This window comes from Bradyrhizobium sp. Mp19 (genome assembly GCF_029952935.1).
Lineage (GTDB): Bacteria > Pseudomonadota > Alphaproteobacteria > Rhizobiales > Xanthobacteraceae > Bradyrhizobium > Bradyrhizobium elkanii.
This window is the reverse complement of sequence record NZ_JASAUT010000012.1, coordinates 1-21,665: the sequence shown is the minus strand read 5'-3', so window position 1 is coordinate 21,665 and position 21,665 is coordinate 1. Positions and strand designations below refer to the sequence as shown.

The window sequence follows — 21,665 nt, the reverse complement described above, 5'->3', positions numbered from 1 at the left end:
TCCTGTGATTGCCAGCCGCCGGGAATCGAATTGGAGAACATGTCATGGGTATCTTCGGCGCTCTCACGACGGCTGTCGGTGGCTTGCGCGCGGGGTCTTACGCGCTCGAAAACATCTCCGGCAACATCGCTAACTCGCAGACCACCGCCTTCAAGCGCATCGATACCTCGTTCCTCGACCTCGTCCCGCAGACCGCGCTGACCGCGCAGCTCGCCGGCGGCGTCACCGCGCAGTCCCGCTCGACCAACTCGGTGCAGGGCGACGTGCAGTCGGCATCGGTCGCGACCTTCATGGCGATTAACGGCAACGGTTTCTTCGCGGTGCAGAAGCCCGGCAGCTTCACCGACGGTGCACCGGTGTTCGACGGCGTCGACCGCTACACCCGCCGCGGCGATTTCCAGCTCAACAAGGACGGCTATCTCGTCAACGGCGCCGGCTACTATCTCGAGGGTGTGCCGATCGACCCGACCACCGGCAACCCGGCAGGCTCATCGCCGCAGGTGCTGCAATTCAAGAACGACTTCCTGCCGGCGCAGCAGACCACCAAGATCGACTATCGCGCCAACCTCGCGTCCTATCCCTTGACCACCGCGCACGACACTTCGGTTCCCGGTTCGGAGTTGATCCGGCCGGGCGCGTTCAGCAGTGGAAATAATCCGTTGGTGCTGGGCACGCCGGCTGCGCCGTATACCGATTCCACCATCACCGGCACCGCGCAAAACAACAAGGCGACACCGTCGGTGGCCATTACCGCCGCGACGCTGCTTTCGGGCGCAGCCGGCACCGATTCGATCAATACCAACTTCAGCGCCGGCTCTGCCGGCCCGCCCGTCGTGCCCGCCGACACGATCACGGTCAACGGCACCGTCATCACCTTCGTGGCTTCGGGGGCGACCGGCAACCAGCTCAACGTCACCGACAGCATCGGAACGCTGCTCGCGAAGATCGACTCGATTACCGGTACCACGACGTCATCGACGATCAGCGGCGGCAAGATCACCTTGCACTCCGGCAAATTGGCCGATCTCAACGTGACGAGCTCGAACGCGACCGCCTTTGCGGCGCTCGGCTTCACCGGGTCGGCGGTTGCGGTTCGCGGCGGCGGCGGCACGGTCGGCACCGGCCAGGTTGTCGGCAACGACAACTCGACCTTCCTGAACGAATCCGTCTCGGGCGGCGCCGTCACGGCCTACGACGTGTCGGGCGCGCCGGTGAACCTGCAATTCCGCTGGGCCAAGACCGACAGCTCCTCGCTGGGCAGCGGACATACCGACACCTGGAACCTGTTCTATCAGGTCAATCCCAATGCGACCGGCACGCAGGTCTCCTGGCAGAACGTCAACGTCAACTTCACCTTCGCCTCGAACGGCCAGATGTCGCCGGCGATCTCCTCGGTGGCGCTCACCAATGCCGTCGTCAACGGCGTGTCGCTCGGCAGCCCCGTGATCAATTTCGGCTCCGGCGGCGTGACCCAGTTCGCCGATGCCAACGGCAATGTTCAGGTCAACCAGATCCAGCAGGACGGTTTCCCCGCCGGCCAGCTGCAGTCGGTCAGCGTCTCCACCAACGGCCGCATCGTCGGCAACTACACCAACGGCCGCAACATCGACCTCGCCGAAATCTCGGTGGCGACCTTCAACGGCACCAACTTCCTCAAGCGTATCGACGGCGGTGCGTTCGAGGCGACCGACGAGTCCGGCGCGGCGCTGTTCGGCAAGGCCGGCACCATCGTCGGTTCCTCGCTCGAGAGCTCGAACACGGATATTGCCGACGAGTTCACCAAGCTGATCGTGACCCAGCAGGCCTATTCGGCGAACACCAAGGTGATCACCACAACCAATTCGATGGTGCAGGATCTCCTGAACGTGGTGCGCTGATCGCATCGTTTGCTGCACGTGTGAAGAAGTAAAGGCGAGTACACATCATGGGTTTGAGCCAAGCCCTCTCCACCGCGATGTCGGGCCTGCGCGCCACGCAGGCCTCGCTCTCGCTCGTGTCGTCGAACGTCGCCAACGCGGAGACGCCCGGCTACGTCAGGAAGACGCTCAACCAGGTCACCGGCACCACCGGCCAGTACGGATCGAGCGTCCTCATCACCGGCGTCAACCGCCAGCTCGACGAATTCCTGCAGACCCAGCTCCGTACCGAGACGTCGGGAGCGGCCTACGCCGACGTCCGCTCGGATTTCCTGGCCAATCTGCAGGGCGTGTACGGCAATCCCGACTCCACCGGCACGATCGAGGACGCCTACAACAAGCTCCTGACCGCGCTGCAGGGGCTGTCGACCAGCCCGGAATCGCAGTCGGCCCGCATCGGCGTGATCAATGCCGCGCAATCGATGGCGCAGCAGCTCAACGCGACCTCGCAGGGAATTCAGACGCTGCGCGCCAACGCCGAGGCCGGCATCAGCGACTCCATCAACAGCGCCAACAATGCGATGCAGCAGATTGCGCGCCTCAATGTCCAGCTGGCGGCCAATGGCGGCACGACCGATGCCTCGACCGCGGCATTGCTCGATCAGCGCGACCGCTACGTCACGCAGCTCTCGCAGCTGATGGACATCCGCACCGTCACCAACAGCCAGAACCAGGTGAGCGTGTTCACCAATTCCGGCGTGCAGCTGGTCGGCACCGAGGCCGCGACGCTCAGCTTCAACGCCCAGGGCACGATGACGCCCAACACGTTGTACAATACCGACCCGACCAAGAGCACCGTCGGCACCATCACCATCACGTTCCCGCATGGCGGCACCTATGACATGGTGTCGACCAACTCGATTCGTTCCGGCAAGATCGCCGCCTATCTCGAGTTGCGCGACAACACGCTGGCGCAGGCCCAGACACAGATCGATCAGTTCGCCGCCGCGATGTCGAGCGCGCTGTCGGACAAGACCACCGCGGGCACCGCGGCGACGGTGGGAGCGCAGTCCGGCTTCGACCTCGACCTCTCGGGGCTGCAGAACGGCAACACCATCCACGTCTCCTACAAGGACAACACCACCGGCCTCACGCATAATCTGTCGATCATTCGCGTCGACGATCCGAGCGTGCTGCCGCTGAGCAATACCGCGACCGTCGATCCGAACGACGAGGTGCTGGGCATCGATTTCTCCGGCGGCATGAGCTCGGTGCTGTCGCAGCTCAACGGCGCACTCGGCGGAACCGGCCTGCAATTCTCCAATCCGTCGGGGTCGACGCTGCGCGTGCTCGACGACGGCGCCGTCAACAAGGCCGATGTGACCGCGGCGTCGGTCACCTCGACGGTTTCGTCGCTGACCTCGGGCGATCCGCACCTTCCGCTGTTCACCGACAATGGCGGGCTCTACACCGGCGCGATCACCGCGAACGGCTCGCAGACCACCGGCCTTGCCGCGCGCATCAGCGTCAACACCGGCCTGATCGGCGATCCCTCGCGCATGGTGGTGTACTCGACCAATCCGCAGACGCCGGCCGGCGACACCACGCGCGCCAACCTCGTCCTGAACCAGCTGTCGAACGCCTCGTACAGCTATTCGCCGCAGACCGGCCTTGGCACGTCAGGCGCACCGTTCACCGGCACCTTGCTGAACTTTGCCAAGCAGTTCATCAGCCAGCAGGGCGAGTCGGCGACCGCCGCCAAGCAACTCGCTGACGGCCAGGACGTCGTGCTGAACACGCTGCAGACCAAGATGGACTCGACCTCCGGCGTCAACATGGACGAGGAGATGGCGCATCTGCTTTCGCTGCAGAACGCCTATTCCGCCAATGCGCGCGTGATGTCGTCGATCAAGCAGATGTACGACGCGCTGCTGCAGCTCACGTGAGGGTAACATGTCGATCGACGGCGTAAGCGGCAGAACTTCCTATATCGGCACCACGATCCTCAACCTGCGGAATCAGCTCAATGACCTGACCACGCAGCTTGCGACCGGCAAGGTATCGACGACCTATGCGGGGCAGGGGCTCGATCGCGGTTTTGCGCTCAGCCTGCGCGCGCAGATCAGCGGCATCAACGCGTTTTCCGATACTGCCACCAACCTCAACACGCGCCTGAGTGTCGCGAACCTCACCTTGCAGGGCCTGTCCGACGTCGGGACCCAGGTGAAAAACGCCGCGACGACGGCGACGCTGACGCTCAACGACAGCGGCCAGACCTCGGGCCAGATCACGGCGCAGGCGGCCTTCGCCAACGCGGTCGCGATGCTGAACAGCCAGTCGGGCGACCGCTATCTGTTTTCCGGCCGCGCGATGGATACGCCGGCCACGGTGTCCGCCGACACCATGCTCAAGGGCACGGCAACCCAGGCCGGGCTCACCCAGCTCATCAATGAGCGCAAGCAGGCCGATCAGGGCGCCGGCATGATGGGGCGCCTGAGCGTCTCGTCGCCGCCGGCGACCACGACGGTCACGAGTATCGCCGAGGACGGCTCGCCGTTCGGCCTGAAGCTTTTGTCGGTGCAGTCGTCGTTGACGGGCGGCGCCACGGTGACGCAGCCGGCCGGCACGCCGAAATCAGCCTCCGTCGATCTCGGCGCCGTCAATCCGAAGGACGGCGACAAGATCAAGTTCAACTTCACGCTGCCCGACGGCACCACCGATGCGATCGAACTCACGGCGACCACGACGAACCCGCCGCCCGCCGGCTCGTTCCTGATCGGCGCCGACACCGCGGCGACGACGGCCAACCTGCAGTCGACGCTGACCTCGTCGATCAAGACGTTGAGCGACACGTCGCTGGTCGCGGCGTCCGCGGTCGCGGCGTCGAACAATTTCTTCAATCCGGTCGCGACCGTCTCGGGCGCAGCGGTCAACAACCAGAACACGCCGCCGGCGCCGATCAGCGGCGCCACGGCCCTTTCGGGGGCGGCGGGCACCGACTCGCTGTCGACGAGCTTTGCCGCCGGTGACACCATCACGGTGAACGGCACGCCGATCACCTTCGTGGCCTCGGGCGCCACCGGCAACCAGGTCAACGTCACCGACAGCGTGCAGACGCTGATGGCCAAGATCGACCAGATCAGCGGCACCAAGAACCCGTCGACCATCAGCAACGGCGCAATCACTCTGCACGGCGCGGACGGCGAGAGCCTGTCGATCTCGAGCTCCAACGCCGCGGCACTCGGCGCGCTCGGCATCGCCAACAACACCACCGCAGCGCCGGCGCCGCTCAGGGTAGGGGGACCGCCGTTCGACACCGCGACCAACCTGGTCGCGGGCACGCCCGGCAACACCGTCTACTGGTACACCGGCGAGAATGGCCCGGGGTCGGCGCGCGGCACCGCGGTCGCGCAGGTCGATCAGTCGATCACCGTGCAGTATGGCGCGCGCGCCAACGAACAGGCCTTCCGCTATTTGCTGCAGAACGTCGCGGTGTACGCAGCCGTCACCACCAATGCCAGCAACCCGAATGCGAGCGCGCAGGTGACGGCGCTCGCGCAGCGCGTGAGCGCCAACCTCGCCCCGCAGAACGGTCAGCAGCAGATCCAGGACGTGCAGGCCGAGTTCGCCGGTGCCCAGACCGCGACCAAGGCGGCCACCGATCGGCAGACCCAGCTGAAGGGGATGGCGGAAACGATGCTCGACTCGGTCGAGGGCGTCAATCAGGACGAGGTCGCGACCAAGATCCTGGCGCTGCAAACCAGCTTGCAGGCGTCGTATCAGACCACGTCGATGCTGTATCAGACGACGCTGCTGAAATACCTGCCGATCAGCTGATCGCGCGCCCCTTAACTCCAGCCAGCAAAAAGGCCTCCGCGCGGAGGCCTTTTTCGTTGAGGCGAGTGGGGCTAGAGTGTTTTCAAGCGAAGTGGACGCCGGTTCGCGTGAAGAAAACGCTCAAAACAAGAAGCTCTACGCGCTCTTGCGTGCGTCGTCGCGATCGGCGTTTTGCTGGTCGCGCGCGGTTTCCAGCAGCTTCTCTTCGTGTGCGATCAGCTTCTTGGACTCCTTCAGCGCGTGATAGAGGTCGCCGTTGAGGATGAAGTTGTTGACGCTTTCGATGAACGGCCACGCGCTCGGCATCGCCGTGATGATGTCGCGCACCAGGCTGAAATAGGTCGGGTGGTGCGCCATCGGGTCCGGCGACAGATACATCAGCTGCACGGCGAGATAGATCAGCTTCGCCGGCGTGTCCGCGGTCTCGGGCGTCAGGATATCCTTCTCGCGCAGGATCGGGATGCGATCGCCGTCGATCAGCAGGCGGGCGCGCTGGTCGGTGTTGGTGATCACGCAATTGCCGACGATGATGCGCTCGTTCGGTTTGAGTTCGACCTTCAGGGCCATGACCGTTCTCCTTTGCCTGCAGTCGCGTGACGTCTTCGCTGGCGGAGCGAAGTGGTTCGGCACTGCTTAGCAGCCGCCGTTGCGGCCGGGGGCCGATGCGACAGCGATCCTTTCCCATGATGGTTAATGCTTGGTGAACGAGGGGCGGGCGCTGGCGTCGTTATCTGGCCGGAATTGTCAGTCGTCTCAGTAGTTTTCGGGGCGAACCTCGCCCAATGGCGACAATTTTATTCTTCGGCCTTTGTCTCAAATGCCGTCCCGGAGATTTCTTTTTCCTTCGCGGCCAGACCGCAGGATCGGCCATCCGCCCGATCAGAAAGGATTGGAGCGGCTTTTTTCCTCAGTTTCACACCAGAAAGGTATGAAAATGTCCGACATCATTCTCTCCTCCTCCGTTCGCCAGAACCTCCTCTCCCTCCAGTCCACCGCCGATCTGCTCTCCACGACGCAGAACCGCCTTGCCACCGGCAAGAAGGTCAACACGGCGCTCGACAACCCGACCAACTTCTTCACCGCGCAGTCGCTCGACAACCGCGCCAGCGACATCAACAACCTGCTCGACGGCATCGGCAACGGTGTGCAGGTGCTGCAGGCCGCCAACACCGGCATCACCTCGCTGCAGAAGCTGGTCGATACCGCGAAGTCGATCGCCAACCAGGTGCTGCAGAGCCCGACCGGCTACACCACCAGGTCGACGGTCACCTCCACCGCGGCGCTCGGCGGCACGTCTGCCAACCTCGTCGACGGCACCACGATCAAGAGCGGTGACGTCCTGGCGATCGCGGCTTCGGCCGGCCAGCCGGCCTTCAGCTTCACCTTCGGGGCCAGCACGTCGCTGGCGCAGCTGAACACGTCGCTCGCGGCCAGCAACCTGACGGCGAGCCTCGACAGCTCGAACAAGCTCGTCATCACCACGACCAACGACGCGGCCTCCTCGACGATCGGTGCGGTGACCTTCACCAACACCGGCGGCGGCACTGCGACGTTCAGCGCGGCCGGCACGGCGCCGGTTGCCGACCAGGCCTCGCAGTCGGCGCGCGCCGCTCTGGTCACGCAGTACAACAACACCATTGCGCAGATCACGACCACGGCGCAGGACGCCTCGTTCAACGGCATCAACCTGTTGAACGGCGACAGCCTGAAGCTGACCTTCAACGAGACCGGCAAGTCGACGCTCAGCATCACCGGCGTCACCTTCAATGCCAGCGGCCTCGGTCTGAAGGCGCTGACCGCGGGCACCGACTTCCTCGACAACAACTCGGCGAACAGCGTCATTGCGTCGCTGAGCTCGGCGAGCTCCTCGTTGCGCAGCGAAGCCTCGACGCTGGGTTCGAACTTGTCGATCGTGCAGATCCGTCAGGACTTCTCGAAGAACCTGATCAACGTGCTGCAGACCGGTTCGTCCAACCTGACGCTGGCCGACACCAATGAGGAAGCGGCCAACAGCCAGGCGCTGTCGACCCGCCAGTCGATCGCGGTCTCCGCGCTGGCGCTCGCCAACCAGAGCCAGCAGAGCGTGCTGCAGCTGCTCCGCTAAGCGCGCCGGCAAGTGCTTCGAGGACGGCGGGGGAAACCCCGCCGTTTTCTTTTGTCTCCGGGATATTACGGTGTCTGTCCATGCCCTCAGAACGACGCATTTCGTAACGGCTGCTAACCATATTTAAAGGCGCCGGATGCATAAATATCGGGCGCTAGAATTGCGTCTTCGCGGCTCGAGAAATCCGCATCCCATCGAGGTCATTGAATGTCGAATGCAGCCCAGGCCTACGCTCGTACCTCCACGACGACGGCGTCCCCACGTGAAATCGAAGCGCAGGCGCTGTTGAAGGCCGCGCGGCAGCTGCAGGAAGTCCAGACCAACTGGAACGGTCCCGACAAGGCGCTCGATCACGCGTTGCTGTTCAATCGCCGGTTGTGGTCGATCTTTCTCAGCGCCGCGCAAGGCGACGACAATCCGCAGCCGCTCGAGATTCGCCAGAACATCGCCAATATCGGCGTGTTCGTGATGAAGCAGACCGTCGACATCCAGATGAATCCGGATCCGGCGAAACTGAAGTCGCTGATCGATATCAATTGCAATATCGCCGCCGGCCTCTCGGGCCGCGGCTGATCGATCGATTCCTGACGGAGCCCCTCGGCATGGCCGACGTGTTGAGCATCCTGTCGGCCAACTACAAGGCCGCCGGCCTGACGGTCCCGTCGAAGACGCCCTATGTGGCCGTCGATCCGAACCTCTATGAGGGCAGCTGGAGCGGCAAGTACGCCAACAACAAATCGTTCAACATCTCGGTGTCGAACGTCGATGGCTTCCGCGCCAAGGTCCACTACCAGAGCGACGGCACCAGCAAGTATCAGGACGTGCTGATCAAGGATGGCGGGTTCCGGATCGGCGATACCAAGTTCGCGCTGGTGCAGCAGGGGACGGCGTTGATCGCCAATGTCGTCACCGATCCGGCCACCGGAGCGACCTATCTCGACAAAGCCTACGCCACGCAGAAGACCTGAGCGGTCGTTGGTCCGCGCCTAGGCGCGGCGATCGGTGGCACGCGCCCGCGTCGGCGCGTCCTTGCTGAGATCGAGCGCGTGGAAATAGGCGCGGCGGCGCAATACGGCTTCTTCCGGAAACTGCCTCACCACCAAATTCGTGCGATTATCGACCACCTGATAGACCACGGCGCGCGCGTCGCGGTCGATGATGACCTGGTCGCTGACCAACGGAGCCTGATTTGAAATCGATGCGTTGACGGCGTTGGGATCGATGGTGACGCGCACGCTCGGCTCCGGAGCGGTGACGCTCTGGCTCGCCGGCAGTTCAGTCTTGACCGCCTTCTGCGCCGTATCGCTCGTGGGAGAGACCATCGGCGCCGCGACCGGTGCCCCCACCGGCTTGATGTTGAAATCTGTACTCATGGCAGCCTCGTAGTGCACAGGCACTAGTTTGCTTGAGTCAAATCCCAACCCCTCACGGTCCGCAACTCTACGGGGAACCTCTCAATAGGCTGTTAGAAAACACGCTGAATGCCGCGCTGCCAGGGCGGCGTCGAATTGAGCTAAATTGTAAGCGTAGGCGTCAGAGCGTGCGGCTGACCGCGATCGGCGTCATGTTGCGGGGGCCGGGCGTGGCGCGCTGTCCGCTTGCGGTATAGGTGTTCGGAATGTTGCGGCGCTGCACCTCGGCATTGACGCCGCGCACGATGCCTTCGGAGACGGCATGCGCGGTCGCAAGCACGGTCAAATTGACCTGCAGCATGGCGCGGAATGTCTCGTGATGGCGCCGCAGCGTCGCGAGTAGCTCGGGATCGGTCTGCGACAGCATCTTCTGCATCGATTTCAGATGCTCCACCGCGAGCATGTAGCGCCGCGACAGCTCCGACTTCTGCGCCTCGAGCCGCATGCCCTCGCGGATCTTGCCGGCGCGGACGAACTCGGTCTCCTGCTCGATCACGGCGAGCAGGCCGCTCATCACTTCGGTCAGCTCGTTGGCGAGACGCGCGACGTCCGGCGGCGTCGACGTCGCGGACCGCGCGGCGGGGGCGGATGCTACAGGCCGCGGCTGCTGTGGACGCTGGTTCATCGCGCTGCTCCTTGAAACCCTAGCTCTTGTTCGCCTGCTGCAGGATCAGCGAGCGGAACACTTCGTTGGAAATGCCGACGCCGCCGGCCTTGGCGAAATTCTTCGAGTATTCGTCGGTCAGCATCGATCGCCATGCGCCGGTGCCGACGGTGTCGCCGTACGGGCCGTCGCCCTTCAGGCCGGTCGTCATCTGCGAGAACATCGAATTGAGGAACATCGATTCGAAATCGGTCGCGGTCGCCTTTGCCTTGGCGGCTTGCTGCGGCGTCACCTTCTTCAGCGCGTCCTGCAGCACGGGATCGGGGCGGCCGTTGAACATCGGCATCAACGCCTTGTTCGGCATGCTGCCGGTGGTGCTGTTGATCAGGCTCGCCATCACATCACCTCGATGTCGGCTTCGATCGCGCCGGCGGCCTTGATCGCCTGCAGGATGCTGATGAGGTCGCGCGGTCCGATGCCGAGGCCATTGAGGCCGTCGACCAGCTGCTGCAGCGAGACGCCGTCCTTGACCACGGCGAACTTCTTGCCGTCCTCGCTGACGCCGACGCTGGTGCGTGGTGTCACGACTGTTCGGCCGCGCGACAGCGGATTGGGCTGGCTGACCTGCGGACTCTCGGAGATCGAGACGGTGAGATTGCCCTGCGCGACGGCGACGGTGGCGACGCGGACGTCGCGGCCCATCACGATGATGCCGGAGCGTTCGTCGATCACGATCTTGGCCACGAGATCGGGATCGACCTGCAGCTGCTCGATCTCGGTCAGGAAGGCGACGACGTTGCCCTTGAATTCCGTCGGGATCGCAAGCTGCACCGTGGAGGGATCGATCGGCTCGGCGGTCTTGACGCCGAGATAGTCGTTGACCGCGGCGGCGATCCGCTTGGCGGTGGTGAAGTCGGCGTTGCGCAGCGCGAGGCGCACATTGGGCAGGCGGTTGAGCGCGAACTCGATCTCGCGCTCGATGATGGCGCCGTTGGCGATCCGGCCGACGGTCGGCACGCCGCGCACGACGCTGGCGGCGGCGCCTTCGGCCGCGAAGCCGGCGACCGCCACCGATCCCTGCGCCACCGCGTAGACATTGCCGTCGGCGCCGAGCAGGGGAGTGACGAGCAGGGTGCCGCCCTGCAGGTTCTTGGCATCGCCGAGCGCCGAGACGGTGACGTCCATGCGCGTGCCCTGGGTGCCGAACGCCGGCAGATTGCCGGTCACCATCACGGCGGCGACGTTGCCGGTGCGGATGGTGGCGCCGCGGATGTTGACGCCCATGCGCTCGAGCATGGCTTGCAGCGATTGCTTGGTGAAGGGGATGTTGTTCAGCGTATCGCCGGTGCCGTTGAGGCCGACCACGAGGCCGTAGCCGATCAGCTGGTTCTGGCGCACGCCCTCGATATTGGCGAGATCCTTGATCCGCGACGTCGCGGCCGCCGGCATGACGGAGGCCGCCATCGCCAGCAGCGCGGCGCAGGCCACTCCAAACAGTTTTGCGATGCGGATGCCGGGCATCCCGATGCTCCCCTCGAACTGAACTCGCGGATTGCGCGACACTCCCATGACGGCGATCCGCCATTAACCATGCGAGCTGCGTGCCACTTCGCGTCGCTTGGGCAATGTGTTGATATATTTATCGAAATTGTCGGGGCGTCATTTTCCTCGGGTTCGTCAGGGAGCGCGAAACTGCCGCGCGGCGGCAGAAATTGCCGGGTCGTTTACGCGCCGTTAACCATAAAACGGCGATGCTCGGCCCATTCAGGCCTGCGGGATCACGACGATGCGCATCTACGGACCGAACGGCACCACGCTTGGCACGTCCACCGGCGCCACCCGGCGCACGTCGTCGAGCGGCTTCTCGCTGCCGGATGCGACGACCGCGCAGGAGGAGGTTCGCTCCACCGCGGCGCCGAAGGCCGCGGCCAGCCTCGATGCGCTGCTCGCGCTGCAGGGCGTCGAGGACCCGACCGAACGCCGCAAGCGCTCGGTCGCCCGTGGCAAGGGCGCGCTCGACGTGCTCGATGCGCTCAAGCTCGGACTGCTGTCCGGCAATTTCGATTCCTCCACGGTGAACCGGCTGCGTGATGCCGCGGCGAGCCTGAAGGAATCGTCCGGCGACCCCGGCCTCGATTCCGTGCTCGGCGAGATCGAGCTGCGCGTCGAGGTCGAGCTCGCCAAGGCCGGGCAATACTAGGCTCCTCCCGATCAACTCACGTGTCCCACGCCGCCAGTGCCTTCAGGCCGCCAGTGCCTCAGGCCGCCAGTGCCTTGCGCTGCGCGTCGTAGCGGCGCTGCGCGGCCAGCACGTCTTTCAGATTCCGTTCGGCCCAGTCGCGCAGCGGATCGACGGCTTCGGCGAGCGTCGATCCGAGCGGCGTGATTGAATACTCCACCGTCACCGGCACCGTTGCGATCGCCCGGCGGCGCAGCAGCCCGTCGCGCTCCAGGCTCTTCAGCACCTGCGACAGCATCTTCTGCGAGATGCCTTCGATGGCGCGTCGGAGCTGGTTGAAGCGCATCGGCTCGCCGCGCAGCAGCAGCAGGATCAGCACCGCCCATTTGTCGCCGACCCGGTCGAGGATCTGGCGCGTCGGGCAATTGGCGGCATAGGCGTCCGGCTTGAGGCTCGTGGCTTTCATCGCGGTTACTCCGGCGTGATCAGGTGAGACGAGAGTGCCTTCTTCACACCTACATCCATTTCGCTATCTAGTCACCATTGGAAACCATCAATCGGAGACTTGAGATGAAGATCGCCATCGCCGGCGCGTCCGGCCAGGCCGGCTCGCGCATCACCGCGGAACTCGCCCGCCGCGGCCACGCCGTCACCGCCATCGCCCGCAACCCGGAGAAGATCGCCAGCTTGCCCAATGTCACCGCCCGCAAGGGTGACGCGAACGACCAGGCCGCCCTGGCCGCGCTGTGGGCCGGCCACGATGCCGCGATCAGTTCGATCCATTTCCTGGTCAGCGACCCCGCCAAGCTGATCGGGGCTGCCAAGGCATCCGGGGTCGGCCGCTATCTCGTGGTCGGCGGCGCCGGCAGCCTCGAGGTGGCGCCGGGCGTCCGCCTGGTGACCACCCCCAACTTTCCGCCCCAATACAAGGCCGAGGCCTCCAAGGGAGCTGAGTTCCTCGACCTGCTGCGCCAGGAGAAGGGCCTGAACTGGACCTTTTTGTCGCCCTCGGCGCTGTTCGTGGCCGGCGAGCGGACCGGTAAGTTCCGCCTCGGGACCGACCAGCTTCTGACCGCAGCCGACGGCAAAAGCTCGATCTCGTTCGAGGATTTCGCAGTTGCACTCGCCGACGAAATCGAGCGTCCGGCCCATATCCGCCGCCGTTTCACGGTCGGTTATTGAGGGGGCGGGGCCGTCCCCGGGCAGGGCGGATAAGTTTGCCTGTGCAAGGCCTTGGGGGCGGCCCGCCTTTCGCGGTGGCAGATATTGTCTGTCACATGACGTGGCTATATAAGGCGCCGCGCGGAGGGGTTGTGTTCCCTCCGCCTGACAGGGACATGGCTGCCTTTGGAAAAGCTGAAGAACTACCGGCCGACTGAAAAAGAGCCTTTCATGAATGAGCGGCAGCGCGATTATTTCCGCGCCAAGCTGCTGGCCTGGAAGGATGAGATCCTCCGCGAATCGAAGGTCACGTTGCAGACGTTGCAGGAAGAGAACGTCAATCATCCCGACCTCGCGGACCGAGCGTCCTCGGAAACCGACCGCGCGATCGAACTTCGTGCCCGCGACCGTCAGCGCAAGCTGATCTCCAAGATCGACGCGGCGCTCCAGCGCATCGAAGACAACACCTACGGCTATTGCGAAGAGACCGGTGAGCCGATCTCGCTGAAGCGGCTCGAAGCCCGCCCGATCGCAACGCTGTCGGTGGAGGCGCAGGAACGCCACGAGAAGCGCGAGAAGGTCTATCGCGACGAATAGTGGCGACGGATCGCCACGGATTGCTACCGGCGCGTACCGGTTGTACGTTCGCGCCGCCATGATGACACGCACTCTCAACATCGCTTCGGTGTTTTTCCTGGGCTGATCCCGCTTCCTCCTGGAAGCGTTGAGCGGCCCCACGAGCTTTCGCTCCTGGGATTCCAGTGAAACCGAATGAGCCGGTCAGGTTCCGCGCATCGCGGAGCAGCGATGGCCGGCGACAGTTTGAGAGACAATCATGACCCATCGAAACGACGCGCGCGCGCTTGGCGGCGCGCAGATCGAGCAATTCATCCAGCAGGGCTTTGTCCGGATCGACAGCGCCTTTCCCCGGGAACTCGCCGACCGGGGACGCGCCATCATGTGGCGTGACCTGCCGTGCAGCGAGCACGATCCTGCGACCTGGACGCGGCCGGTGATCCGGCTGCCCGGCTATGGCGGCGCGCCGTTCCGGCAGGCGATCAACACGCCGCTGCTGCACCGGGCGTTCGACCAGATCGCCGGTCCCGGCCGCTGGCGCCCGCGCGACGACATCGGAACCTTTCCGGTGCGGTTCCCGCATCCGGACGATCCCGGCGATGCCGGCTGGCATATCGACGTCAGCTTCCCCGGCGAGGATTGCGACCCCAACGAGCGCAGCGACTTCTCCGCCTGGCGGGCCAATGTCGTCTCGCGCGGCCGGGCGCTGTTGCTGCTGTTCCTGTTCTCCGACGTCGGCGAGGACGACGCGCCGACCCGGATCAGGGTCGGCTCGCATCGGCCAATGGCGCGCTACCTCGCGCCGGCGGGCGAGGCCGGGCGCGCACGCATGGTGCTCGACGATGTCGGCGCCGACTGCGAGGTCGCGCTCGCGACCGGCGAGGCAGGCACGGTCTATCTGTGTCATCCGTTGCTGGTGCATGCCGCACAGAAGCATCGGGGCACGACGCCGCGCTTCATGGCCCAGCCGTCGCTCGCTGCCGGCGAACCGTACCGGCTGGAACGTACGGATGGCGCGTATTCGCCGGTCGAGATCGCGATCCGGCGCGCACTTGGCATGGGGTGAAGTCCGATGATGCGTGCTCAAGCCTTGCCACGCATTCGCTGCACCTCTCCCGCTTGGCTTGCGGGGGAGGGAATGTAATTCCTATGCCGAAACGGCTTATGGCGAGACGACATTCAGGCCAGTCCGGCTCCGAGCGTCGTCGTGCTTGCCGCGCTATTGCGGCGCGGGCCGAACGTCTTCGACCATGCCAGCAATTCGCGGAAAGCCGGCGTCAGGCTCCAGGCCGAATCCGTCAGCTCGTATTCGACCTGCAGCGGCTTCTCGGCGAGCACCTTGCGCGCCACCAGGCCGTCGCGCTCGAGCTCGCGCAGCTGCGCGGTCAGCATGTGCTGGGTGATCGGCGCGAGCGCGCGGCGCAGCGCGCCGAACCGCACGCCGCCATTCATCAGCGTGAACAGGATCTCGAGCTTCCATTTTCCCCCGAGCGCGTGGATCGCGTGCTTGAATTCGATCAGCACATCGGGGTCGGTCGGACAGCTCTCGCATTCACCGCCGTCACTCATATCGCTGGTATTGTTTTCCATACCGGTCTCGAATTTCATCCTACTTGTCCAAGGTCAGATAGGTGACCAGATGCGGCCTGTGCAGGGCGGGCAGCGCAATGTTGGGCCCATCCGCCGAATATGAAGAGGGCAGGGACATGAGCACGGTATTGGTCACAGGCGGATCGGGTTTCATCGGCGTGCATACCATCCTGCAGCTGCTTGCCGACGGGCATGCGGTGCGAACGACGGTGCGCAATCCGGGTCGCAGCAACGAGGTGATCGCGATGTTGCGCGAGGGCGGTGCGGTTGCTCCCGACCAGGTCGGCTTCGTCACCGCCGACCTGCTGCGCGACGACGGTTGGCGCGAGGCGGCCACCGGGTGCGACTACGTGCTGCATGTCGCATCGCCGCTCGGCGCCTATGTGCCAGAGGACGAGAATGAGCTGATCGTCCCGGCGCGGGAAGGCACGCTGCGGGTGTTGCGCGCGGCGCGCGACGCCGGCGTCAAGCGCGTCGTCGTGACGTCGTCGTTCGCGGCAATCGGTTACGGCCATCCGCCGCAAGCGGCGCCGTTCGACGAGACCGTGTGGTCCAATCTCGATGGTCCCGGCGTGCAGGCCTATCCGAAATCCAAGACGCTGGCCGAGCGCGCCGCCTGGGATTTCGTCGCGCGCGAAGGCAATGGCCTCGAGCTTGCCGTGGTCAACCCCACCGCGGTGTTCGGCCCGGCGCTCGGTGCCGATTTCTCCGAGTCGATCGGCATCATCAAGGCGCTGCTCGACGGCGCGATGCCGACGGTGCCGCGGATCCATTTCGGCCTCGTCGACGTGCGCGATGTCGCCGACCTGCATCTGCGCGCCATGATGTCGCCCAAGGCGAGCGGTGAGCGCTTCCTGGCGGTCGCCGGCGAGACCATGTCGATCCTCGGGGTCGCCCGGGTGCTGCGCGCAAAGCTCGGCAGCAAGGCGCGGCGCGTGCCGCGGTTCCAGGCGCCGGACTGGATGATGCGGCTCGCCGCACGGCGCAACCCGATGGCCCGTGCCGCGCTGCCGCTGCTCGGCAAGGTGCGCCGCGCGACCAGCGCCAAGGCGCAGCACCTGCTCGGCTGGCGCCCGCGCGGCAATGAGGAGATGATCGTCGCGACCGCCGAGAGCCTGATCCGGCTCGGCCTCGTCAAGGGCTGACGGCAGCTCCCGTGCAGCGTGCTTGCCAGACGCGTCGGCGAGTGCTGAATTGCAGCGAGCAGACGGAGGCGCCACCGCGCCGCCGAGAACACCAGGGAGGCTGCGCAGATGGATCGGGTCCTCGCGGCCGCAAAGGCGATCGCCAGCGCGCGTCGCAGCCGGGCGCCGCTCAAGGCGCTTCCGAAGGACGTGGTGCCGCGCGACGAGGCCGAAGGCTATCAGGTGCAGTACGCGCTGCACGCTCTGATGCAGCCACACGTGGGCAGCCTCGTCGGCTACAAGATCGGCTGCACCAGCGCGGTGATGCAGGAATATATCAACATCCCGCACCCCTGCGTCGGTGGCGTGTTCGAGAAGGTCGTGCATGACAGTGGCGTGCGGCTGCCGGCGGCCGAGTTCGTCCATGTCGGCGTCGAGTGCGAGATCGCGGTGCGGCTCGCCCGCAATCTCGCTCCCAGCGAGGCGCCGTTTACCGCCGAATGGGTCGCGGAAGCGATCGATGCCTACTATCCCGCGATCGAGATCGTCGACGACCGCTACGTCAAATGGGAGACATTGGGCGCGCCGACGCTGATTGCCGACGACTTCTTCGCCGCCGGTTGCGTGCTCGGGGAGGAGGTGCCGCGCATCACCGTGCCCGATCTGCGCGCGGTCGCGGGACGCGCGATCGTCAACGGCGAGGAAGAAGGCCGCGGCACCGGCGCCGACGTGCTCGGGCATCCCCACAACGCGCTCGCCTGGCTCGCCAATCATCTCGCCACTGAAGGCCGTGGCCTGCATGCCGGCCAGATCGTGCTGACCGGCAGCCTGGTCAAGACGGTGTGGCTGAATGCGGGCGACACGGTCGTGATGGAGCTCGACGGCCTCGGCAAGGTGGAAGCGGCGTTTACGTGAGGCAACGTTGTGTGAGCCTGCCTCCGCATAAAAGATGTCGTCCCTGCCTAGTGCGCAATTGCGCACGGGAGCAGGGACCCATACCCCGCGGCGGCCGTCGTGAACCGCGCTCGTCGTTCCGGCGCCATGCAACAATTAGCATTCGTGGTTATGGGTCCCTGCTTTCGCAGGGACGACATCGAATGTGCAGCGCGACCTTGACTTGACTTGAATTCACCTGACTTTCAAGTCGTCGGGCGTTTGGTGTCCGTGACGAGCTCGACCTTGCCGTCGGTCAGCCGATAGACCGCGCCGACCACCCGGAGCTTGCCCTGATCGACCGCGGCGCTGAGGATCGGCGTCGCCGATTTCAGCTTCGCGACGTTGTCGATGACGTTCTGCCTGATGGCGTTGGCGAGCCGGTCGCCTCCCTTGCCCTCGGTCGCCTTCACTGCCGGCGCGATCGCATTGACCAGCGAGGGCAGATGGCCGGGCAGGGTGGCGTTGTCCTTCAGCGACTTGATGGCGGCGTCGACCGCCCCGCAGCTGTCGTGGCCGAGCACCATGAACAGCGGCACGTTGAGCACGGCCGATGCATATTCCAGGCTCGCGATCGTCTCGTCGCTGGCGAAATTGCCGGCGATGCGGCAGACGAACAGATCGCCGCGGCCGGTGTCGAACGCGTATTCCGGTGCGATGCGGGAGTCCGCGCAACTCAGGATGCCGGCGAACGGATTCTGTCCGCCGGCCAGCGCCTCGCGCTCGTGCTTGAAATCATGCCGCCGCGAGACGCCTTCGACATAGCGGAGATTGCCCTTCACCAGCCGGTCCAGCGCCGCGTCCGGCGCCAGCACGTTCTGTGGCTTCGGCGGCGATTTGGTTTCCTTGGCGGAAACCGGCGATGCAAGGGCGAGGCTGGCGGCGGTGCAGGCCGCGGCAGCGAGGAAGCGGCGCCGGGAGGTCTGGGTGGGAGCTGTGATTTCGCAAAGCTGGCACATCAAAAATCTCCGTAAAATTATCCGGGAATAGCAATCGCGTCCGTGCAAAGGTTGTAGATCATGCGCAGTGCCACCGCAACGATGTGGTTTCACGCGCTCGGAGCCACCACGTTCGCTGTCGTCTCTGCGCAAGCAGGGACGACGATGAGGATGAGTCGCAATTCAAGATGTCAAACGGTGCGGTGTCATCACCCGCGGGTTACGGCTCGTTCCTGGCGTCGTCCCTGCGAAAGCAGGGACCCATACTCCGCGGCGGATGTTGTGAGCGGGACTCGTCGTATCTGCATCGCGCAATAACCGGCATTTGTGGTTATGGGTCCCTGCTTTCGCAGGGACGACACCGAGTGTTTGGCGCCTCTTGCGAGTCACACATCCACATTCTCGCGACATGAATCGTCCGAGCTTTGCTCTTCGTTCCGCCCTCTGCGTTGTAGAGGGCGCAGGGAAAGCCGGTGCCGATCGCACCCATGGGCCCCGTGCAAAAGGTAGAAAGGACGGGGGGTAGGACCACAGGTGTAACCGGAGCAATCCGGCTTTCCCTGCGCGATGGGCTACGGCCCGGCGGGTCGGCGCCACCGGATAACCCGCGGGTTATGAAAGGCCCGGGCCGTCTTGTTGCGCGATTGAGCCGGAAAACCCCAGGTAGCGCGGCCACGGCCGAACCGCCGAAGTTTGCGGTTGACTTATCCATAGCTGGATGGTTATACGTTAATCCATAACCAATGGGTTATTGATCGCAAATGCCAGACGCTCACGACATCCTGTTTCGAACCCTTGCAGACCCGACCCGCCGGGCCATCTTCGAGCGCCTGTGTCGCGAGGGCGAGCAGACCGTCGGCGCCCTGACGGCCCGCGCCAGGATTTCGCAGCCGGCGGTGTCGAAGCATCTCGGTGTGCTGAAGCAGGCGGGACTGGTGCGCGACCGCCATGAAGGCAGGCAGACCCATTACAGCGCGCAACTCGGCGCGCTGGCGCCGCTGATCGACTGGACCAGCCAGATGGCGGGCTTCTGGCAGAACCGGTTCGACCACCTCGAAGATCTCCTCAAAAGGATGGACCAATGAACAAGACCACCGCTGAAACGCGTTCCGCGATCGTCGAGCGTGAATTTCCTCATCCGCCGGAAAAGCTCTGGCGCGCGCTGACCCAACCGCATCTGATGGAGGAGTGGCTGATGAAAAACGATTTCAAGCCCGAGGTCGGGCACAGCTTCAACCTGCGCGGCGAGTGGGGCGGCGTGCTGGACTGCAAGGTGCTCACCGTGGAGCCGCACAAGACGCTGTCCTACACTTGGAATTTCGCGCATGCGGATGCCGCCTACAATCTCGAGAGCGTCGTGGTCTTCACGCTGACGCCGACGGCCACCGGCACCCATCTGCGCGTCGAGCAGTCCGGCTTCCAGCCGCATCAGAAGCAGGCCTATGGCGGCGCCCATGCCGGATGGAAGCAGTTCCTCGAGAATCTCGATCAGCTGATGGCGCGGGAAGGTTGACGGTCTCTCTCTCTCTCTCTCTCTCTCTCTCTCTCTCTCTCTCTCTCTCGTCATTGCGAGCGAAGCGAAGCAATCCATCGCCGCATATGCGGAAACATGGATTGCTTCGTCGCTGCCGCTCCTCGCAATGACGCTGGATCATTCACCCACCAACAGGAGGTCACATTGAACTGGAACAACTGGATCCGGCAATCGCACCGCTGGCTCTCGATCGCCTTCACGGTTGCCGTCATCATCAACATCGTCGCCATGATCCAGCAGCACCAGGCGGTCTGGATCGGCCTGCTGGCGCTGTTCCCGCTGATCTTCATGCTGCTCAGCGGCCTCTATCTGTTCGCGTTGCCCTATCTGTCGCCGCGGCATCAGCATGGGGGATCGACGTCCGCATCCCAAGTGTGATTGCATGACGTGACGACTTGACGTGACGATTTGGGGCGGATGAGGCGCGAGAGACAGCAATGACGGCATCGGAACGTATCGACCGGATGATCGAGGACCTCACCGACTGGCGCGGCAAGACGCTCGCCAGCCTGCGCAAGAGCATTCTCGCCGCCGATCCTGAGATCATCGAGGAGTGGAAGTGGATGGGCAGCCCGGTGTGGTCGCGCGACGGCATCATCGCGGTCGGCAACGCCCACAAGGGCAAGGTCAAGCTGACCTTCATGTATGGTGCGCAGCTGCCGGACCCCGACAAGCTGTTCAACACCGGCTTCGAGGGCAATGCGCGGCGCGCGATCGATCTGTTCGAGGGCGACAAGGTCAACGCCCCGGCGCTGAAGACGCTCATTCGTGCCGCGATCGAGCTCAACCAGGCTAAATCAAAAAAATCCGCGAAGAAGCCGGCGAAGAAGGCCGCCGGTACCCGCACGACCGCGAAGAAGAAGGCGTGAGCTGCGCCGCCATGGTGCTCGCGATCTACCCGAGATGATCAAGACCAGGCTCGCCACACCGCTGGATGCGGACTCCATCTCCGCGCTGCTGACGGCCAACAGCGGCGACCGCGGCGGCATGCTGCTCGGGCAATGGCCGCGCGAGGTGATCGAGACGCGCATTGCAAACGGGCAGCCGATCGTCGTCGCGACCGACTATGAGGGCAGGTTGCTCGGCGCGCTCCTGACGTCGGAGAAGGGGTATGGCGAGGCGCCGCCGGTGCAGGCCATGCTGAAGGCCTGGCCGGGCAGTCCCGATGCATATGTCTACGGCCCGGTGTGCGTCTCGCGGGACGCGCGCGGCCTTGGCGTCCTGGAAGCGTTGTACGCGAAGCTTCAGGCGACGTTCCCCGGCCGCGAGGCAATCCTCTTCATCAGGGAAGACAACCCGCGCTCGCTCAAGGCTCATCTGCGGCTCGGCATGCGCGGGGTCGCGCGATACGACTTCGGCGGCAAGGTCTTCATTGTCCTGAGCGACAGGCCGGACCTCGGGTCATAGCCAGAATTCTCCCGGTCAGCGAGCGTAGCCCGGATGTGCCCACGGGTCGCGCGAACGCATCTACTTCCGCTTTCGGCGGAACAGCGGACATAGCCGGGGCCTGCCACTCGGTGGCCCCGGTCGCGAATTACTCACAGCGGACAGCGCGAGAGCCGGCGATCGCACACCGCCATGATGGGAGGCGTCGAGACCTGCGTCTTCTATGAGAACTTTTTCACGCCGGGTGGTCGCCATGTCCCTTCGCCCGCCGGCAAGATCGAAGGTGGCGTAGGCTTCGGCCAGTATAGACGCATCACGAGATAGATTTTGTCATCCGGCGCCGGAAGCCAATTTGCTTCCCTGTCCGCGCCGGGGCTGTCTTTTTGAATGTACAGCGTCAGCGAACCGTCTGCGTCCTTTTTCATCGCCGA

Annotated in this window: 26 protein-coding genes; 17 read left to right on the top strand and 9 right to left on the bottom strand. The window is 64.6% G+C overall.

The window, feature by feature from the left end; translation table 11 throughout:
- Positions 1 to 44 precede the first annotated feature (44 nt).
- From QJT82_RS16290 to QJT82_RS16280, 3 genes are read left to right on the top strand one after another with little or no spacing between them, the layout of a single operon-like run.
- The gene (locus tag QJT82_RS16290; protein ID WP_028341658.1) at positions 45 to 1,877 is read left to right on the top strand and encodes a flagellar hook-basal body complex protein; all 1,833 of its coding nucleotides are present in this window, start codon (positions 45 to 47) and stop codon (positions 1,875 to 1,877) included.
- 47 nt (positions 1,878 to 1,924) lie between these two features.
- Positions 1,925 to 3,802 carry a flagellar hook-associated protein FlgK gene (gene flgK, locus QJT82_RS16285; RefSeq protein ID WP_028341659.1) on the top strand — a complete coding sequence of 626 codons (1,878 nt, stop codon included), beginning with the start codon at positions 1,925 to 1,927 and terminating at the stop codon, positions 3,800 to 3,802.
- Positions 3,803 to 3,809: 7 nt separating this feature from the next.
- Positions 3,810 to 5,693: a flagellar protein gene (locus QJT82_RS16280; protein WP_028341660.1), complete on the top strand. Its 1,884-nt coding sequence runs from the start codon at positions 3,810 to 3,812 to the stop codon at positions 5,691 to 5,693.
- A 135-nt stretch (positions 5,694 to 5,828) separates the two neighbouring features.
- Here the strand turns inward: QJT82_RS16280 and flbT are convergent, their stop codons facing one another.
- The gene (flbT, locus tag QJT82_RS16275; protein WP_016847775.1) at positions 5,829 to 6,260 is read right to left on the bottom strand and encodes a flagellar biosynthesis repressor FlbT; all 432 of its coding nucleotides are present in this window, start codon (positions 6,258 to 6,260) and stop codon (positions 5,829 to 5,831) included.
- 367 nt (positions 6,261 to 6,627) lie between these two features.
- Between flbT and QJT82_RS16270 the strand changes: the two genes are divergently transcribed.
- The 3 genes from QJT82_RS16270 (at position 6,628) to QJT82_RS16260 (ending at position 8,765) form a co-directional block, all read left to right on the top strand.
- Positions 6,628 to 7,797 (top strand): flagellin, encoded by a 1,170-nt coding sequence (locus QJT82_RS16270; RefSeq protein ID WP_035631872.1) that lies wholly within the window; start codon positions 6,628 to 6,630, stop codon positions 7,795 to 7,797.
- A gap of 207 nt (positions 7,798 to 8,004) precedes the next feature.
- The gene (flaF, locus tag QJT82_RS16265) at positions 8,005 to 8,370 is read left to right on the top strand and encodes a flagellar biosynthesis regulator FlaF (RefSeq protein ID WP_016846762.1); all 366 of its coding nucleotides are present in this window, start codon (positions 8,005 to 8,007) and stop codon (positions 8,368 to 8,370) included.
- A gap of 29 nt (positions 8,371 to 8,399) precedes the next feature.
- A complete protein-coding gene (locus QJT82_RS16260; RefSeq protein ID WP_016846761.1) occupies positions 8,400 to 8,765 on the top strand; it encodes a hypothetical protein in 366 nt (121 codons plus the stop codon).
- 18 nt (positions 8,766 to 8,783) lie between these two features.
- On the opposite strand, the gene QJT82_RS16255 is transcribed toward QJT82_RS16260, so the two are convergent.
- The 4 genes from QJT82_RS16255 to QJT82_RS16240 form a co-directional block, all read right to left on the bottom strand.
- Positions 8,784 to 9,170: a hypothetical protein gene (locus QJT82_RS16255; RefSeq protein ID WP_028341662.1), complete on the bottom strand. Its 387-nt coding sequence runs from the start codon at positions 9,168 to 9,170 to the stop codon at positions 8,784 to 8,786.
- A gap of 160 nt (positions 9,171 to 9,330) precedes the next feature.
- Positions 9,331 to 9,834 carry a hypothetical protein gene (locus QJT82_RS16250; protein WP_028341663.1) on the bottom strand — a complete coding sequence of 168 codons (504 nt, stop codon included), beginning with the start codon at positions 9,832 to 9,834 and terminating at the stop codon, positions 9,331 to 9,333.
- A gap of 19 nt (positions 9,835 to 9,853) precedes the next feature.
- Positions 9,854 to 10,177: a flagellar assembly peptidoglycan hydrolase FlgJ gene (gene flgJ, locus QJT82_RS16245; protein WP_050386496.1), complete on the bottom strand. Its 324-nt coding sequence runs from the start codon at positions 10,175 to 10,177 to the stop codon at positions 9,854 to 9,856.
- A 32-nt stretch (positions 10,178 to 10,209) separates the two neighbouring features.
- A complete protein-coding gene (locus QJT82_RS16240; protein WP_028341664.1) occupies positions 10,210 to 11,334 on the bottom strand; it encodes a flagellar basal body P-ring protein FlgI in 1,125 nt (374 codons plus the stop codon).
- A 265-nt stretch (positions 11,335 to 11,599) separates the two neighbouring features.
- Here QJT82_RS16240 and QJT82_RS16235 point away from each other — a divergent pair, with 265 nt between their 5' ends.
- Positions 11,600 to 12,013, top strand: a complete 414-nt coding sequence (locus QJT82_RS16235) for a flagellar assembly protein FliX (RefSeq protein ID WP_028341665.1) — start codon at positions 11,600 to 11,602, stop codon at positions 12,011 to 12,013.
- A 58-nt stretch (positions 12,014 to 12,071) separates the two neighbouring features.
- Here QJT82_RS16235 and QJT82_RS16230 read toward each other — a convergent pair whose 3' ends face one another.
- Entirely contained in the window at positions 12,072 to 12,458 is a 387-nt protein-coding gene (locus QJT82_RS16230; RefSeq protein ID WP_028341666.1) for a helix-turn-helix domain-containing protein, read from the bottom strand.
- 104 nt (positions 12,459 to 12,562) lie between these two features.
- On the opposite strand from QJT82_RS16230, the gene QJT82_RS16225 reads away from it, so the two are divergent.
- From QJT82_RS16225 to QJT82_RS16215, 3 genes are all read left to right on the top strand, one after another.
- On the top strand, positions 12,563 to 13,174 hold the full coding sequence (locus tag QJT82_RS16225; RefSeq protein ID WP_028341667.1) for an NAD(P)-dependent oxidoreductase: 612 nt from the start codon (positions 12,563 to 12,565) through the stop codon (positions 13,172 to 13,174).
- 210 nt (positions 13,175 to 13,384) lie between these two features.
- A complete protein-coding gene (gene dksA / locus QJT82_RS16220; RefSeq protein ID WP_170991616.1) occupies positions 13,385 to 13,750 on the top strand; it encodes an RNA polymerase-binding protein DksA in 366 nt (121 codons plus the stop codon).
- A gap of 238 nt (positions 13,751 to 13,988) precedes the next feature.
- Complete coding sequence (locus QJT82_RS16215; RefSeq protein WP_028341668.1) at positions 13,989 to 14,795, top strand: hypothetical protein; 807 nt, start codon at positions 13,989 to 13,991, stop codon at positions 14,793 to 14,795.
- Between the two features lie 113 nt (positions 14,796 to 14,908).
- Here the strand turns inward: QJT82_RS16215 and QJT82_RS16210 are convergent, their stop codons facing one another.
- On the bottom strand, positions 14,909 to 15,337 hold the full coding sequence (locus QJT82_RS16210; RefSeq protein WP_028341669.1) for a helix-turn-helix domain-containing protein: 429 nt from the start codon (positions 15,335 to 15,337) through the stop codon (positions 14,909 to 14,911).
- A 98-nt stretch (positions 15,338 to 15,435) separates the two neighbouring features.
- Between QJT82_RS16210 and QJT82_RS16205 the strand changes: the two genes are divergently transcribed.
- Both QJT82_RS16205 and QJT82_RS16200 read left to right on the top strand, forming a co-directional pair.
- A complete protein-coding gene (locus QJT82_RS16205) occupies positions 15,436 to 16,464 on the top strand; it encodes an aldehyde reductase (protein WP_259242385.1) in 1,029 nt (342 codons plus the stop codon).
- 108 nt (positions 16,465 to 16,572) lie between these two features.
- Complete coding sequence (locus QJT82_RS16200; protein ID WP_028341671.1) at positions 16,573 to 17,358, top strand: fumarylacetoacetate hydrolase family protein; 786 nt, start codon at positions 16,573 to 16,575, stop codon at positions 17,356 to 17,358.
- A gap of 224 nt (positions 17,359 to 17,582) precedes the next feature.
- Here QJT82_RS16200 and QJT82_RS16195 read toward each other — a convergent pair whose 3' ends face one another.
- The gene (locus tag QJT82_RS16195; protein WP_028341672.1) at positions 17,583 to 18,335 is read right to left on the bottom strand and encodes a carbonic anhydrase; all 753 of its coding nucleotides are present in this window, start codon (positions 18,333 to 18,335) and stop codon (positions 17,583 to 17,585) included.
- Positions 18,336 to 19,075: 740 nt separating this feature from the next.
- On the opposite strand from QJT82_RS16195, the gene QJT82_RS16190 reads away from it, so the two are divergent.
- The 5 genes from QJT82_RS16190 (at position 19,076) to QJT82_RS16170 (ending at position 21,255) form a co-directional block, all read left to right on the top strand.
- Positions 19,076 to 19,399: a metalloregulator ArsR/SmtB family transcription factor gene (locus QJT82_RS16190; RefSeq protein ID WP_016846748.1), complete on the top strand. Its 324-nt coding sequence runs from the start codon at positions 19,076 to 19,078 to the stop codon at positions 19,397 to 19,399.
- Entirely contained in the window at positions 19,396 to 19,827 is a 432-nt protein-coding gene (locus QJT82_RS16185; protein WP_028341673.1) for an SRPBCC domain-containing protein, read from the top strand. Before QJT82_RS16190 ends, QJT82_RS16185 begins: the two co-directional genes overlap by 4 nt.
- A gap of 165 nt (positions 19,828 to 19,992) precedes the next feature.
- Complete coding sequence (locus QJT82_RS16180; RefSeq protein ID WP_028341674.1) at positions 19,993 to 20,226, top strand: hypothetical protein; 234 nt, start codon at positions 19,993 to 19,995, stop codon at positions 20,224 to 20,226.
- A 59-nt stretch (positions 20,227 to 20,285) separates the two neighbouring features.
- Complete coding sequence (locus tag QJT82_RS16175; protein WP_028341675.1) at positions 20,286 to 20,717, top strand: DUF1801 domain-containing protein; 432 nt, start codon at positions 20,286 to 20,288, stop codon at positions 20,715 to 20,717.
- A 34-nt stretch (positions 20,718 to 20,751) separates the two neighbouring features.
- The gene (locus tag QJT82_RS16170) at positions 20,752 to 21,255 is read left to right on the top strand and encodes a GNAT family N-acetyltransferase (RefSeq protein WP_028341676.1); all 504 of its coding nucleotides are present in this window, start codon (positions 20,752 to 20,754) and stop codon (positions 21,253 to 21,255) included.
- A 200-nt stretch (positions 21,256 to 21,455) separates the two neighbouring features.
- On the opposite strand, the gene QJT82_RS16165 is transcribed toward QJT82_RS16170, so the two are convergent.
- Positions 21,456 to 21,665: DUF1214 domain-containing protein (locus QJT82_RS16165; protein WP_281446649.1), on the bottom strand; the 210-nt coding region annotated here is incomplete at its 5' end.